This is a genomic window from Sphingomonas kyeonggiensis (assembly GCF_014204495.1).
GTDB classification, from domain to species: Bacteria; Pseudomonadota; Alphaproteobacteria; order Sphingomonadales; family Sphingomonadaceae; genus Sphingomonas; species Sphingomonas kyeonggiensis_A.
This window is the reverse complement of the sequence record NZ_JACHLN010000001.1, coordinates 109,654-123,727: the sequence shown is the minus strand read 5'-3', so window position 1 is coordinate 123,727 and position 14,074 is coordinate 109,654. Positions and strand designations below refer to the sequence as shown.

Genomic DNA, 14,074 nt, shown 5'->3' with positions numbered 1-14,074 from the left:
GGGGGAAAGCTCTGAGTATTGGAGGCCAGGCGCCGCCGAAGCGGCGGATTTCAGGCCGCGGCCTTGCGCACCAGGCGCTCGGTCAGCGGGCTGTCCTCGACCTGGGCGACGATGTCGAGGCCCTGCTTGCCGGCGCGGGCAAGCAGCACGACGAACTCGCGGTCCGCCGGGATCGCGACCGTCATGTCGACATGGCCGAGCGGCGGGCGGCTGCGCAGTTCGGCGGCGATCTCGGCAAAGGCATCGGGCTTGGCCGGCGGACGGCGGAATTCGCGTTCGGCCTTCACCACGCCCTTGATGCCGCCCTCGGCACCGTCCAGGAACGCATCGAGCCCGCCCTGCGGCACGCCGGCACGCTTGGCATGGCTGAGCACGGCGGCGAATTCGGTGACGCGGGTCTTGTCGTAATCGGCGCCGAAGACGAGCTTCACCGCCGGCGTCATCGGCGCGCGGGCCTGGACGGTGAGCCCGGCATCGGCGAGCAGTTCGGCATAGCCTTCCGCATCGTCATCGACAGCGATGGCGAAATCATAGGCCCGGGCAAGCGCGCGATAGAGTGCCGAGCGGCTGCGCGTGTCCGACGCGCGGGCGGCGGCGGCCGATTCGCGGGCGAGCAGCAGCTTGTCGGCCAGGCTGGCATCGACGGTGATCGGCGATTCGGCTGCGGGGGCTTCCGCGGCGGCGGGGGCATCGAAGCCGGCGCTTGGGCCATCGGCCCAGACGGGGGCGGCGACCAGGCTGCGCGGCGCGGTGCGGCGCGCTTCGTCGACCTCGGCCTCGAGCTTGGCCTGGGTCTCGGCGTCGACCAGCTCCTTCCAGTTGATCACGCCATAGATGAAGTCGATCGTGTCGTCGTTCGACGAGAAGGGCATCAGGATGCCGCGATAGAGCGTGTTGTGCCCGCGCGTGCCGACGAATTCGGCCTCGAAGCCGATCGGCGCGCGATTCGCGATGATCTGGAGATAATGATCGGTCAGGCGCGAGAGCAGCGAGCGGCTGGGCACCTGGGCGACATGGGTGATCGTCGCGTCGAGGCCGGTCTCCTCGCGCAGCGCGCGGCCGAGGAAGCGAATCGCGGGATCGTCGACGCCCTTGGAGAAATCGAGCAGCACGCTGTGCGCGCCGAAATCCATGATGTTGTCCGGATCGAGATCCTCGATCGACGGATAGGCGCGGCCATGGAGGAGCGAGACCCAGTGATTATAGGCGCGCACATGCATGCGGCGCTCGTCGGTGCCGATCGTCAGCTCGCGATCGTTTACGGCGTCGTCCGCCTCGTGCCCGGGGTTCGAGCCGAGCGGGTGGTTGATGCCGCGCGCCATGTCCATGCGAAATGCTCCACTCGGGGCAATGGCCCCTTTGTACTTGTAGCAAGGCTTGTGCCCCGCCTGTGGTAAACGTCGCGTAAAGGCGGCGCTTTTCGACGGGTTTTGATGGCGGGGCCATTGCGGGTGCTTGTCAGCCCCGAAACATGCTGGTAAGCGCGCCGCTCCTTCGGGGGCGGAAGCGCTCCTGCTTGGTTGGCCGCCTTAGCTCAGCTGGTAGAGCATCGCATTCGTAATGCGGGGGTCACAGGTTCGAGTCCTGTAGGCGGCACCACCCATTTTACAGCAGTGAAACAAGGGCGATCGGGCTTCGGGCCGGGCTGTCGACCATGGGTTCCGCTTCGCCGGCATTCGATGCCGGTCGCGCCTCGGACAACATCAATTGTTGGCGCCCGGAGCCGGGCGTTGTGGGTGGCCCTCGCGGCCAGGCTGCGCTCGCGTTGATCGGGGAGCGGGATTCGATCTGGCCGGGAAACGGCGGCGCGCGGTGGTTCCCCGCCCAAATCATCCAGGCTTCCCCGTGCGGGGCGCGGGCGGCGCTCGGATGCTGCCTGGGCGCTTCTTCGGGCATGTTCGCTACGGCGCCGGAAGGGCGCTGCACCGGCATTTTGCGCGGGGAAGGGGAGCGGCGCGGGCGGGCAGGCCCGGCATTTTGCGCAGTGCGATAAAATGATCCGCAAAATGTTTTCGCGGCTGTTGACAGGGGATTATGTCCCCCGTAGAGGCGCTCGCCTACCCCGTGCCCAGATGGCGGAATTGGTAGACGCACCAGCTTCAGGTGCTGGCGCTCGCAAGGGCGTGGAGGTTCGAGTCCTCTTCTGGGCACCATTTGTTCCCTCTGGATACGTCCAGAGGCGTCCAGCAAGCGGCTGGTTTTACAGCATTTTTCGACCGAAACTCGCCGGCTAACCGTCCGGCGAAATCCAGCCGTAACCACCAGCAGCACCACCAATTTGTTGGTGTTATCGGTGGTCCTGGATTTCCCGGCCAAGCTGGGAAACCAAAATGCTGACTCACATCCAGATTGCGGCGGCGAAGCCCGCCGAAAAGCCGTTCAAGCTCCATGACGACAAGGGATTGCATCTCCTCGTTCGCCCAAACGGCTCGAAACTATGGCGAATGCGCTATCGCTTCCTCGACAAGCAGAAGGAGCTGCACATAGGGCCTTGGCCCCAGATCGGTATCGCCGAAGCGCGAACCCGTCGTGACGAGGCTCGAGCGCGCATTGCCGCCGGCACCGATCCGGCGGTGGAAAAGAAGCGGGCACGCATCGCGGCGAAATTCGCCGCGGCCAATACGTTCAAGGAAGTGGCCGAGGAGTGGCTTCTCAAGTGCGAGCGTGAGGGGCTGGCTTCCGTCACCCTGGACAAGATCAGATGGCTGCTCGCCAAGGCCTACCCCGTCATCGGTAGCCTGCCGATCTCGCAAATCACTCCGCACGAGGCATTGGCTGTGCTTCGCAAGGTGGAGGCTACAGGACGGTACGAGAGCGCGCGGCGCATGCGCAGTGTCCTGAGCCGGGTGTTCCGATATGGGGTGGCGACGATCCGATGCGACAAGGATGTTGCCGCGGACCTTCGGGGCGCCATCGCGACGCCGAAGGTCAAGCACTTCGCCGCCATCACGGCCCCCGCAGAGGTTGGCGCGCTTCTCCGAGCGATCGACGGCTACACCGGGCAAGCGGTCACGCGGATGGCGATGCGGCTTTCACCGCATGTCCTTCTGCGCCCCGGCGAACTCCGGCAGGCCGAATGGAGCGACATCGATGTGGAGAGGGCTATCTGGTCGATCCCCGCGACACGGATGAAGATGCGCCGTCCGCATCGGGTGCCGCTATCGCGCCAGGTGCTGGGGATGATCGAGGAGTTGCGGGAGATCACCGGGCATCGGCAGCATATGTTTCCATGCATGGGAAAACCACGGAAGGCGATGTCGGAGAACGCCGTGAACCAGGGTCTCAGGCGGCTCGGCTATACCACGAACGAAATGACCGCCCATGGGTTCAGGGCTATGGCGGCCACGCTGCTGAACGAAACGGGCCAATGGAATCCCGATGCGATCGAGCGCCAGCTCGCTCACATGGATACCAATCAAGTGCGGCGGGCCTATGCGCGTGGCGAGTATTGGGACGAGCGCGTGATCATGATGCAGCACTGGTCCGACCACCTCGATCAACTGCGCGATGGCGGGAAAGTGCTGCGTCCCGATTTCGGGAAGCGCCGCACGGGATAACCGAGCGCATGAAGGTGGGGGCCGCTAGGCTCCCGCCAGCTTCATCAACGCTTCCCTGTAGGGCGTCTTTATCTGGGCCGGCGCATTCCGAATATATCTGAACGGCTCAACAGCGGCCTCGGCCGGCAGCGCTTTGAGGTACTCAACCACTTCGGCCTCGGTGGGGATACGGCCATTCTCGTCAGCCCACCTGGGCGGAAGCCCGGTCCAGATGACGCCGTCGAGACCCTTTCCAATTGCCCACTCGCCGATCTCGGCCGCAAACTGACCAGCGCTGTCGCCTGGCCAGCATCCAATCCAGTCTGCCTTGGTGTTCTCACGCTTCCGCAGTGCGGCGGCTCCGGCCGCCAAGCTCGGGACGTCGAGCATGCTCCAGAGAACAGGAACGCGAGGACCATCAGCCATGATGACCAGCGTGACCCTGCCACCGCCTGATAGCCGAGCAAATTCCAGCGGCAGCTCGGGACCGTCCGGATGCCAGTCTCCGGCTGGCAACCCATCGGGATTCCAGATCAGCGAGCCCCAGCCAAGACATGCAACTGCCACCATGCTTGCCTACTCAAGCGGCGGCGGCGCGCTGACAAGTGATTTGAGGCTTTGAAACTGGATCAGCGTCGCGCGCCCGACCTTCACGGTCTCGAGGTCGCCTGTCTGGATAAGCTCGTAGATGCGCGATCGACTTAGGCCGGTGATGCGCACGGCCGTCGCGACGCGAACCGTCAGCGGCTCGATCTTCCGCTCCCAGGCGCGCTCGATCACTTCTGCCCCCGCAGCATTGCTTCGCGGGACCGCGCGAAATTACGATCGCTCTCGAGGAAGGCAGACAGCATCGCCGGGATCAACTCGGCAACCGGCTCCTCCACACCGTAGGTCGCTGCATAGACCGTGGCATAGGCTTGAAGCGCAGCCTGAAGATCGGGCGTAATGGTGATCGAGAGCTTGACCGGTGTCCGGTCAGGCAGTTTGCCGAGCTTGAGATCGACCATCTCAGCTTGCCTTTCCGCGCCACGGCGCGAGGACGAGATCGCGGGTCACCAGCACGCGAACGGGTGTGCCCGGCCGGATGGTGATCGTTGGCTGGATATCGAGGTTGCGCTGCGTGATCTGGTCGCCGGTCCTCGCCGTGTTGGACTGGGCGGACTCCCGGATCGCCTGCACGAGGTCGCTCTCCCCCGAGATCGACAATTCAGATCCGACCCCGAGCATCGTCGCGATCGCCACACCCTTGAGCAGCGTCCAGGTGTGGAAGTCGACCTTGTCCGCGAGCCCCGCATAGCCCGCGGCGTCGGTCGCCGGCATGTTATCGAGGCGGATGGAGCTGCCGTCCGGCAGAATCAGTCGCTGCCAGATCACCAGCGCCCTGCGCTGGCCGAAAGCGACCACGCTGTCATACTTACCGATCAATCGGGCACCCTGCGGCACCAGCAGGATGTCGCCCGTGACCGTGTCGAACACGTTCTGCGACACTTGAGCGGTAATCATTCCGGGCAGGTCGGAATTGAGCCCCGTGACGAGGCTCGCCGCGATCACGCTACCGGCGAGGAGACTGTTCGGCGACACCGGCGCGACCAGTTCGCCGGAGTTGAGATCGCCGCCGGTGTCGCGTGCCGATGCGAACTGTTCCTTGCGCGTGCCGGTAGCGGCCGGAGCAGCTGCCGCTGCACCAGCGACTTCCGCCGGGTCCGGCGCCGAAGGTGCCGCGCCCCTGCCGGTCGCGACCTGTGCCATCAGGCCGGACTCCCGCGCTGCCTTGAGCTCGGCGAGACGTTGCTGCCTGGCGGCCTCAGCGGAATCGACCCGGGACGGCGTGACCACGCCTTCAGCCTTTTCCTGCGCGCGTAGGATCGGACGGCCGAGGTCACCAGGCAGCGGCGACCCGAGCCTGGGGGCGTCACCATAACTGCTCGGGAGTCCGGACAACGCGTCCGAGGCCGGTTTCGCCATGGGCTGCGACAACTCGCTCTCTTGCGCCACTTGCCGAAACACCTGCGGCTTCAGCGCCATCCAGGCGATGCCCATCAGGCTGGCTGAGCCCAGCGCCGCCGCGCCGACGATCGCACCGCGCCGGAAGCGGATCGCGCGCGCCGGCCGGGACCGGATGCTGAGCGTCTCGGGATCGACCTTCGCCGGCGCGGGGGCTGGCAAGTCGCTTGCGACAGCGTCGGTCATGCGCCCCTCCGCTTGCGGCTGGGACCGACGCGATCGATGCGAACCACCTGCTGCCTCTTAACCCCTAGGCGAAGTTCCGCGGTGTCGAAAATGCGGTCGACGACGTAGAAGCGGTCACGCTGCCGATAGTTGACGAGCTCCGCCTTGCCGTCAGGCCCGACAGCGAACAGCGGCGGAGCCTCGCCGTTGGCCAGCGACGCGGGAAATTCGACATAGGTCTTCGAGCCATCATCGAACACGCGTAATGGCCGCCATGCCGGCCGGTCGCCGCTGATCGCATAGTTGAAATGCAGCTGCTCGATTGCCAGCCCGGTAGCGATCGGGGCCGCAGCCTGCGCCGCCTCCGCCTTGCGGCGTAGCGCCAGCAGCTCGTCCTGCGGATAGGTCCAGCGCATCGACGACAGTGCGGTAACCGAGGTGCTGACCAGCCGGACGTGGTAGGTGCGGCGGTCGGTGGTGATGACGAGGTTCGTGGTGAGCCCCCCCGAGAAGGGCTTCACGAGCAAATGGGTTTGCCGGGTCTCGCCCGAGCCGCTGGTGGTATCGCCGATGACCCAGCGGGCGGTATCGCCGCTCGCGACGGCGACGAGGTTCTCCCCGGGCTGGAGCACGATATCAGTGACGAGCCCCGGCGCGGCATAGGCCTGGAAGATCGTGTCTTCGCTATAGGGATAGACCTGCGCGCCACTGACGAAGCCGGTTGGTGCCGGAAGCACCGTTGCGGCACGGTTCGCACTTGCGACGTGCCGGACCGATTTCGCCGCCGGAACGGTCTGGGCGAGCGCCGGCGCGGCGAAAAGAAGACCGGCCAGCGCCGGCAGGATGGCAAGTTTCATCGTTGGGTCTCCTGGGTGTTGATGGCCGGGTGGTCGGGCGCGGGATCGAGCGGCGACCCGGCGGGGATCGAGCGTGCGACAGTCGAAGGTACGTCTGCGGGTAACGCGGTCGGCGCAGGCCGCACGGGCGCCTCGCCGTCCAGCTCGCGGCTCCAGTCGATCGCATCGACATAGATACCGAGCGGGTTCTTGCGCAGGACATCGGCCGAGGCCGGCGGGCGCGTGACCGTGGTGAGGATCGCGGTCCAGCGGTTGACGCCTGACTGCGAACCGCGCTCGAAAGCCGTCTCGGTCCACTTCACCTGGAACGACTTGTCCGAGGCCCGCACGACGCTGGTCACCTGCACCGACACCGTCCGCTCGCCGACATTGGCGAACGGCGATGCCGAGCGCGCATAGTCGCCGAGGAACTGCGCGCCGCGTTTGGTCGCGAAGTCGTAGGCCTCGAGCCAGTCGCGCCGCATCAGCACGGGGTCGAGCGACACCGACCGGACATTGGTGATGAAATGCGACAGGTGCCATGCGACTTGCGGATCGGTCGGCCGGTATTCGACGTCGGCGGCCTGCACCGCCCGCGCCTCGCCGAGCCGGTCGACCTCGACGACATAGGGCGTGACCCGGCTTTGCAGCGACTGCCAGGCCAGCCCCGCCGAGGTGCCCGCGGTCAGCACGAGGCAGCCGAACGCCATCAACCGCCAGTTGCGCGCCTGCACCCGCGCCGCGCCGATCCGCTCGTCCCAGAGCTGGCCGGCGCGCTGATAGGGCGTCTCGGGAGGCGGCGTGCGCCCGTAGCGCTGCGCACTTCGCTTGAAGAACATGGCTCAGTCGTTCCTTTCCTTGATGTCGGGGGTGGCGGACGCGCCGCCGCGGTCGCCCTGCTGCAGCGTGTGGATCGCGAGCTGCCGGCGATGCCGGCTGGTCTGCTGGTCGCGCATCGCGCGGGCCCAGGCCGGAGTCCCGGTCTCCCCGCCGCCGCCCGGTCCACTCCGCGACGGCGACGGAGAGTTCTGATTCAGTGCGTCCCATGCCGCCTGCCGGCCGCCGGCCGCGGCTTCGCCAAGCCCCAGCGCGCCGCTCGCGCGGGTCTTCGCGGCATTGCCGGCGGCGCGCGCAACGCCCGCAAGGCCGGCACCGACCGACGGCGTCGCGGCCGTCTCGCGTCCGAGCTGGTATGCGGTCGATGCCGCCGAACCCATGGCGGTGCCCGAACGGACCGCACCGAGCGCGGCACCGCCGAGCGCGCGGGCACCGCCGACGGCGGCGCCTCCGGCCAGCATGGTGACGCCGGCCGCGCCGATCGTCGTGCCCAGGGCGGCACCAGCGCCAAGCTGCGGCGCTCCGGCGACGAGACCCGAGGCGATCGACGGGCCGAAAATGCCGAGGCCGAACAGCGACAGGCTGGCGAGCACGAGGCTCATGGCCTGGCCGATGTCGGGCTCCTGTCCCTGCAACGCGTCGGTGAACTCGGTGAAGAAGTTAGAGCCGATGCCGACGATCACCGCGAGCACCATCACCTTGATGCCCGAGCTGACCACATTGCCGAGCACGCGCTCGGCGAGGAAGCTGGTCCGGTTCCAGAGAGCGAACGGCACGAGGATGAAGCCGGCCAGGCTGGTCAGCTTAAACTCGAGGATGCAGACGAACATCTGCACGGCCAGAATGAAGAAGGCGACGATCACCAACGCCCAGGCAAACAGCAGCACCATGATCGTCAGGAAATTGTCGAAGAAGGTCGTGAACCCGACCATCTCGCTCGCCTGGTCGAGCAGTGGCCAGGCGGCCGAGAAGCCGGTGCCGGCCAGTCTTCCGGGCTTGAGCAGGTCGTCGGCCGTGAGCACGCCGCCGCCCGCGGTCAGCCCGGCTTGCGCGAACGAGCGGAAGATGATGTCGGCCAGCGTCGAGAAGCTGTTCAGGATGAAGGCGAACGCGCCGACATAGAGGATCTTCTTGAGGAACCGGCCGATGACGTTGTCCTCGCCGCCCATCGCCCAGAATAGGCCGGCCAGCGTGATGTCGATCCCGATCAGCGTCGCGGTCAGGAAGCCGACGTCCGGACCGAGCAACCCGAAGCCGCTGTCGATGTAGGTGATGAACGCCTGCAGGAAGCGGTCGATGACGTTGAGGTCGCTCAAAGGGACTGCCTTCCTGCTGGCGTTGAGGGATGTCGCGGGACGCGGCTGGGGGAGCTGAGCCGCGCCCCGCGACGGCGACCGATGGCGAGAGGGGCGCCACCGATCGCTGGTTGCCGGACCGGGCCTGTCGGCCCCCGGGGGGCTATCGGGGCGTGTAGGCCGATCCGGAACCGAGGAACTTCTTGGTCGCTGCACGCGCCTCGGCGGCCTGCGTCGCCCGGCGCGCCTGTTCGACCGCCTCGCTGCGGAACTGCGCGGCCATCATGTGCTGGAGCTGAAACTGCTGCTTGGCGGTGAGCGCGAGAAGCTGGTTGGTCGCCTGCTGGGCCTGGAGCGAGCCTTCGGCGCCCTGGCTCCGCGCGACGATGTCGGCGAGCGCCTCGGTGTCGGACCGGATATTCTCGACGACTTGCGCCTGCACCGTCATCGTCTGGCGGAACGCGCCCATGCTGGCATCGAGGCGCGCGCGCGCATCCCGCACCCGGGCATCAGTCCGCAGCGCAGACGAGAAGTCCTGCGGGAACAGCGCCTGGAACTTGTCGTCGAGCTGGTCGACGCGGAAGTCGATCGCCTGTGCACGGCCCATCAACCGGTCGATCTCGGCGAGCTTCTGCTTGAGCGCGTCGAGCTGCGGGAAGTCGATGGTGCGCAAGTTCTTGCCCATGTCGACCAGCATCTGCGCCTCGTTCTGCAGCTGCTGGATCTGCTGGTTGACCTGCTGGAGGGTCCGCGCGGCGGTCAGGATGTTCTGCGCATAGTTGCTCGGATCGAACACGGTCAGCTGAGCCTGCGCGGGCGTTGCGGACATCATTACGCCCATGGCGAGCGAGCCGCACGCACCGAGGCCGAGAGCTGCGGCGATAAGGTGCTTTCGAGTGGGAATACGCATCATTGTTCTCCTTCGTGGGGGGCTTGGGAAAGGGGACGGTCGGGTGCGGTGAAATCGGCGGCGAGGTCGGCCGCCCAGTCGAGGCCGGCGTCGCGCAGGAAGGCTTCGGCGAACTGGCCGGCGCCGTGTCCGGCGAGGACGGCGTCAATCCGCGCCTGCGCCGCCGGGTCGGACGATCCGCACAGCGCCAGCGCGACGGGTCCGAGGCCAAGCTCGAACAGCCGGTTGCCGCGCGCGGACTGGAGGTAATAGTGCCGCTTGGGCGTGGCCCTCGCGATCAGCTCGATCTGGCGGTCGTTGAGACCGAAGCGCGCATAGATGTCATGGCCCTGCGGCTCGATCGCGCGATCGTTGGGCAGCAGAATGCGCTGCGGACAGCTTTCGATGATCGCGGGCGCGATCGCGGACCCGGCGATGTCGGCGAGGCTCTGCGTCGCGAACAGCACCGCGACGTTCTTCTTGCGCAGGACCTTCAGCCACTCGCGGATGCGCGCGGCGAACAGCGGATGGTCGAGGAAGATCCAGGCTTCGTCGAGGATGAGCAGGGTCGGCTTGCCCGTGAACCGCTCCTCGAGCCGATGGAAGAGATAGGTCAGCACCGGCGCGACCGCCCCGGCCTGGCCCATCAGCGCCTCGGTCTCGAAGCACTGGACGTCGGCCAGCGCCAGATGCTGTTCGGCCGCATCGAGCAGCCGGCCGTGCGGCCCTTCGAGTGTATAGGGCTGGAGCGCGACGCGCAGCGCGTTCGACTGGAGCAGTAGCGCGAGCCCGGTCATGGTCCGCTCCTCGCGGGGCGCGGAAGCGAGACTGCCGAGAGCGGTCCAGACCGCGTCCTTCACTTCCGGCGTGACCGGCACATTCTCATGCGCCAGCAGCGCCGCGATCCATTCCGCCGCCCAGCTCCGCTCGGCGGCATCGTCGATGCCGGCGAGCGGCTGGAAGGCCAGCGTCTCGCCGTCCGCTTCCGCCGAGCCGAGGGCGTGGTGCGCGCCGCCCATCGCCAGCACGGCGCCACGCGCGGAATTGCCCTTGTCGAAGATATAGACCTGGGCTTGCCGGTAACGGCGGAACTGGAGCGCGATCAGGCTCAGCAGCACCGACTTGCCCGCGCCGGTCGGGCCGACCACTATCATGTGGCCGACGTCGCCGACATGGGTGGAGAGCCGGAACGGCGTCGAGCCGGCGGTCTTCGCGACGAGCAGCGGCGGCCCGTCGAGATGCGCGTTCCGGACCGGCCCCGCCCACACCGACGAAAGCGGCATCAGGTGGGCGAGATTGAGCGTGTGAACGAGCGGCTGCCGGACATTGGCATAGACATGGCCGGGCAGCGACGAGAGCCACGCCTCCACCGCGTTCACACTCTCGCGGACGCAGGTGAAACCGAGGCCGTTGACGATCCGCTCGACCGCGCGGACCTTGTCCTCGACCGCGGCCCGGCTCCGGTCGGTGACCGTGATCGTCGTGGTCAGATAGCCGAAGGCGACATGGTCGCCACCGAGCACCTGGAGCGCTTGGTCGGCATCGACCACCTTGTTGTCGGCATCGCTGTCGAGCAGCTGCGCCGGCTGGTTGTAGAGCACCTCGCGCAGCAGCGCGGTGACCGACTTGCGCTTGTTGAACCACTGGCGGCGCAGCGATGTAAGCGTCTTGGTCGCAAGGGTCTTGTCGAGCGCGATGAAGCGCGTGACCCAGCGATAGCCGAAATCCTGGTGGTTGAGCGCATCCAGGATGCCCGGGCGGCTGAGGCTCGGAAAGCCGAGGATGGTCAGCGTGCGGACATGCAGCTCGCCGAGCCGGGGTTCCAGGCCGCCGACGAGCGGCGTGTCGGCGAGGATGCCGTCGAGGTACATCGGCGTCTCGGGCGCGGCCACCGCATGGCGACGATCCGAGATCGTGCCGTGGAGGAAGGTCAGTATCTCGCCGTCGTCGAGCGGGCGGACATCGGCCATGAACCCTGCGAGCAGGTCGAGCACGCGGTCGGTCTCCGCGACAAAGCTTTCCAGCGCGCCGCGCCAGTCCCGCTCCCTGTCGCCATTGGGCCGTTCCACCAGCGAGCGCCCGGCGCGATCGGTCGCGTCCGCCGGCGGCAGCCAGGTCAGGGTCAGGTGATAGCGGCTCTCGAAATGCGTGCCTTCGGCCTCGAACGCCGCGCGGCGTTCGCCGTCAACCAGCCAGCTCGCTGCATCGGGAAAGTCGCTGTCGGGATAGCTGTGCGCCTCGCGCCGCTCGGCGTCGAAGAACAGCGCCCAGCCGCTGCCGAAGCGCTTGAGCGCATTGTTCGCCCGGGCACAGGCCGCGACCAGCTCGGCCTCGGTCGCGGACTCGAGGTCGGGACCGCGGAACGCCAGCACCCGCAGGAAGCTGCCATCCTTATTGAGGACGACACCGGGAGCGACCAAGGCCGCCCAAGGCAGATGATCCGCCAGCCGTTCGGCGGTGGGGCGGTATTCCCGCAAGCTCAGCATGCGAAATATCCCTTCTGGCGGATGTGGCGGAGCAGGACCGGCGCGAAGCTCGGGTCGCGCCGCGCTGCCATCACCGCGACGCTGTGGCCGACCGCCCAGAGCAACACCCCGGCCAGCCATTGCTGGAGCCCGAGGCCGACCGCTGCGGCGAGCGTGCCGTTGACGATCGCGAGCCCCCGCGGCGCGCCGCCGAGCAGGAGGGGCGACCCGAGCGAGCCGTGGATCGGCACCTCGAAGCCTTCGATATGGCCGCCGCTCGCGATCATGCGATCAGCGCTCCGCCGCCGAAGCTGAAGAAGGACAGGAAGAAGCTCGACGCGGCGAAGGCGATCGACAGGCCGAATACAATCTGGATCAGGCGCCGGAAGCCGCCCGCGGTCTCGCCGAAGGCGAGGGTCAGGCCGGTCACGATGATGATGATCACCGCAACGATCTTGGCGACCGGCCCCTGCACGGATTCGAGAACCTGCTGCAGCGGCTCCTCCCAAGGCATGCCCGAGCCGGCGGCATGGGCGGAGGTCGCGAAGGCAAGGATCAGGCCCAGAACCAAGCCGACGGCGGCAAGCCGCCAAAGCTCGGATGCGCGGGCCGTGTTCATTGAAGGCGCGATGGTGCGCATTGGTCAGGTCTCCTTGGGCTTGGGGGTGAGATCGGCGAGCGCGTAGGCGCCGGTGTCGGGGTCGAGGCTGGCGACGCGCGCTATCGTCGAGACGCGGCGGTCGATGCCGCGCCCGGAGATGAACACGACGATGTCGATGGCTTCGGCGATCAGCTGGCGCGGCACCGTGACCACCGCCTCCTGGACGAGTTGCTCGATCCGATAGAGCGCGGCTATCGCGCTGTTGGCGTGGACGGTCGCGATTCCGCCGGGATGGCCGGTGTTCCAGGCCTTGAGCATGTCGAGCGCCTCGGGGCCGCGAACCTCCCCGACGACGATGCGATCGGGGCGCAGGCGCATCGTCGAACGGACAAGCTCGGTCATCGAGACATGCGGCGGTCGGGTGCGGAGCGCGACCGTGTCGGGCAGCGGGCATTGCAGCTCGCGCGTGTCCTCGATCAGGATGACGCGGGAATCGACCCATGCCATTTCGGCGAGCAGCGCATTGGCGAGCGTCGTCTTGCCCGAGCTGGTGCCGCCGGCGACGAGGATATTGTAGCGCTGGGTGACCGCGGCGCGCAGCGCGTCGGCCTGGACCTCCGTCATCAGCCCGTCGGTGACATAGTCATCGAGCGTGTGCAGCTTTTGCGCCGGCTTGCGGATCGAGAAGCAGGGCGCCGACGACACCGGCGGGAGCACGCCTTCGAAGCGCTCTCCCGCTCGGCCTTCGATATGCGGCGGCAGCTCGGCCGAAATGATCGGATGCTCGGCATGGACCTCGGCGCGGGCATGGCTCGCCACCAGCCGGATGATCCGCTCGACCTGCTCCGGCTCGATCCGAACCTCGGTATCGGTGCGGCCTTCCCCGAGCCGGTCGAGCCGCAGCGCGCCGTCGGGATTGACCATGATCTCGATGACCAGCGGGTCGCGCATGGCCGAGGCGATGTCGGACCCGAGCGCCGTGATCAGCATGCGCCGACGGCGTTCGGCGGACGTTGTTTGCCCTGCGGGAGCTAGGCCAGCGCTCATTCGCTTTCCCCCGGCATGGCGGCGAGCGTCCGCCGCCCGGTCGAGACCTGCCGGCCGACCTGCGTGACGAAGGCTTCGAACCGCTTGGCGCCGAGCGCGCGGCCGGCCTGGTCGTTTTCGGCGAGCGGCGTCTGGATCGCGAGTTCGAAGCGGATGAACAGCGCCAGCGTCTCGAGGATGACATAGGCGTCGCGGTCGACCCGGCCGATCGCCTGGGTCAGCCGGTCGAGCCGGATCGCGAACCGATCCTCGAGCTCCGAGGCGCCGCGGCGATTGAGCCAGGCCGTGACCGCATCGACGAGGATCGCCGACTTGCTGGCGCCGGGCCTGGCGGCGAGCGTTTCCAGCCGGTCGGAGAGCGGCTTGGGCAGGAAGAGCTGGTGGCGGACCTTCTCCATG

At 67.5% G+C, this 14,074-nt stretch carries 15 protein-coding genes and 2 tRNA genes; 3 read left to right on the top strand and 14 right to left on the bottom strand.

The window, feature by feature from the left end; genetic code table 11:
- Positions 1–50: 50 nt before the first annotated feature.
- Positions 51–1,328, bottom strand: coding sequence for a hypothetical protein (locus HNP52_RS00565; protein ID WP_184160993.1), 1,278 nt, complete (start codon positions 1,326–1,328; stop codon positions 51–53).
- A 195-nt stretch (positions 1,329–1,523) separates the two neighbouring features.
- Here HNP52_RS00565 and HNP52_RS00560 point away from each other — a divergent pair.
- The 3 genes from HNP52_RS00560 (at position 1,524) to HNP52_RS00550 (ending at position 3,557) form a co-directional block, all read left to right on the top strand.
- Positions 1,524–1,599 (top strand) — tRNA-Thr (locus HNP52_RS00560).
- Between the two features lie 467 nt (positions 1,600–2,066).
- A tRNA-Leu gene (locus HNP52_RS00555) sits at positions 2,067–2,153 on the top strand.
- Positions 2,154–2,330: 177 nt separating this feature from the next.
- The gene (locus HNP52_RS00550; protein WP_184160990.1) at positions 2,331–3,557 is read left to right on the top strand and encodes a phage integrase central domain-containing protein; all 1,227 of its coding nucleotides are present in this window, start codon (positions 2,331–2,333) and stop codon (positions 3,555–3,557) included.
- 24 nt (positions 3,558–3,581) lie between these two features.
- On the opposite strand, the gene HNP52_RS00545 is transcribed toward HNP52_RS00550, so the two are convergent.
- From HNP52_RS00545 to HNP52_RS00485, 13 genes are all read right to left on the bottom strand, one after another.
- Positions 3,582–4,106 (bottom strand): hypothetical protein, encoded by a 525-nt coding sequence (locus HNP52_RS00545; RefSeq protein WP_221416065.1) that lies wholly within the window; start codon positions 4,104–4,106, stop codon positions 3,582–3,584.
- 6 nt (positions 4,107–4,112) lie between these two features.
- Positions 4,113–4,316: a helix-turn-helix domain-containing protein gene (locus tag HNP52_RS00540; protein ID WP_184160987.1), complete on the bottom strand. Its 204-nt coding sequence runs from the start codon at positions 4,314–4,316 to the stop codon at positions 4,113–4,115.
- Positions 4,313–4,543, bottom strand: coding sequence for a DUF2274 domain-containing protein (locus tag HNP52_RS00535; protein ID WP_184160983.1), 231 nt, complete (start codon positions 4,541–4,543; stop codon positions 4,313–4,315). The genes HNP52_RS00540 and HNP52_RS00535 overlap by 4 nt, the downstream gene beginning before the upstream one ends.
- A gap of 1 nt (position 4,544) precedes the next feature.
- Positions 4,545–5,726, bottom strand: coding sequence for a TrbI/VirB10 family protein (locus HNP52_RS00530; RefSeq protein WP_184160980.1), 1,182 nt, complete (start codon positions 5,724–5,726; stop codon positions 4,545–4,547).
- The gene (gene trbG, locus HNP52_RS00525) at positions 5,723–6,562 is read right to left on the bottom strand and encodes a P-type conjugative transfer protein TrbG (protein ID WP_184160977.1); all 840 of its coding nucleotides are present in this window, start codon (positions 6,560–6,562) and stop codon (positions 5,723–5,725) included. Before trbG ends, HNP52_RS00530 begins: the two co-directional genes overlap by 4 nt.
- The gene (gene trbF, locus HNP52_RS00520; protein WP_184160974.1) at positions 6,559–7,380 is read right to left on the bottom strand and encodes a conjugal transfer protein TrbF; all 822 of its coding nucleotides are present in this window, start codon (positions 7,378–7,380) and stop codon (positions 6,559–6,561) included. Before trbF ends, trbG begins: the two co-directional genes overlap by 4 nt.
- A 3-nt stretch (positions 7,381–7,383) precedes the next feature.
- Positions 7,384–8,694: a P-type conjugative transfer protein TrbL gene (gene trbL / locus HNP52_RS00515; protein WP_184160971.1), complete on the bottom strand. Its 1,311-nt coding sequence runs from the start codon at positions 8,692–8,694 to the stop codon at positions 7,384–7,386.
- A 142-nt stretch (positions 8,695–8,836) separates the two neighbouring features.
- Positions 8,837–9,583, bottom strand: coding sequence for a P-type conjugative transfer protein TrbJ (trbJ, locus tag HNP52_RS00510; protein ID WP_184160968.1), 747 nt, complete (start codon positions 9,581–9,583; stop codon positions 8,837–8,839).
- Complete coding sequence (gene trbE / locus HNP52_RS00505; protein WP_184160965.1) at positions 9,583–12,048, bottom strand: conjugal transfer protein TrbE; 2,466 nt, start codon at positions 12,046–12,048, stop codon at positions 9,583–9,585. Before trbE ends, trbJ begins: the two co-directional genes overlap by 1 nt.
- Complete coding sequence (locus tag HNP52_RS00500; RefSeq protein WP_184160962.1) at positions 12,042–12,314, bottom strand: VirB3 family type IV secretion system protein; 273 nt, start codon at positions 12,312–12,314, stop codon at positions 12,042–12,044. The genes trbE and HNP52_RS00500 overlap by 7 nt, the downstream gene beginning before the upstream one ends.
- The gene (locus HNP52_RS00495) at positions 12,311–12,646 is read right to left on the bottom strand and encodes a TrbC/VirB2 family protein (RefSeq protein ID WP_184164834.1); all 336 of its coding nucleotides are present in this window, start codon (positions 12,644–12,646) and stop codon (positions 12,311–12,313) included. Before HNP52_RS00495 ends, HNP52_RS00500 begins: the two co-directional genes overlap by 4 nt.
- A 24-nt stretch (positions 12,647–12,670) precedes the next feature.
- Entirely contained in the window at positions 12,671–13,618 is a 948-nt protein-coding gene (trbB, locus tag HNP52_RS00490) for a P-type conjugative transfer ATPase TrbB (RefSeq protein WP_184160959.1), read from the bottom strand.
- A gap of 53 nt (positions 13,619–13,671) precedes the next feature.
- On the bottom strand, positions 13,672–14,073 hold the full coding sequence (locus HNP52_RS00485) for a CopG family transcriptional regulator (protein ID WP_184160957.1): 402 nt from the start codon (positions 14,071–14,073) through the stop codon (positions 13,672–13,674).
- Between the last annotated feature and the right edge of the window lies 1 nt (position 14,074).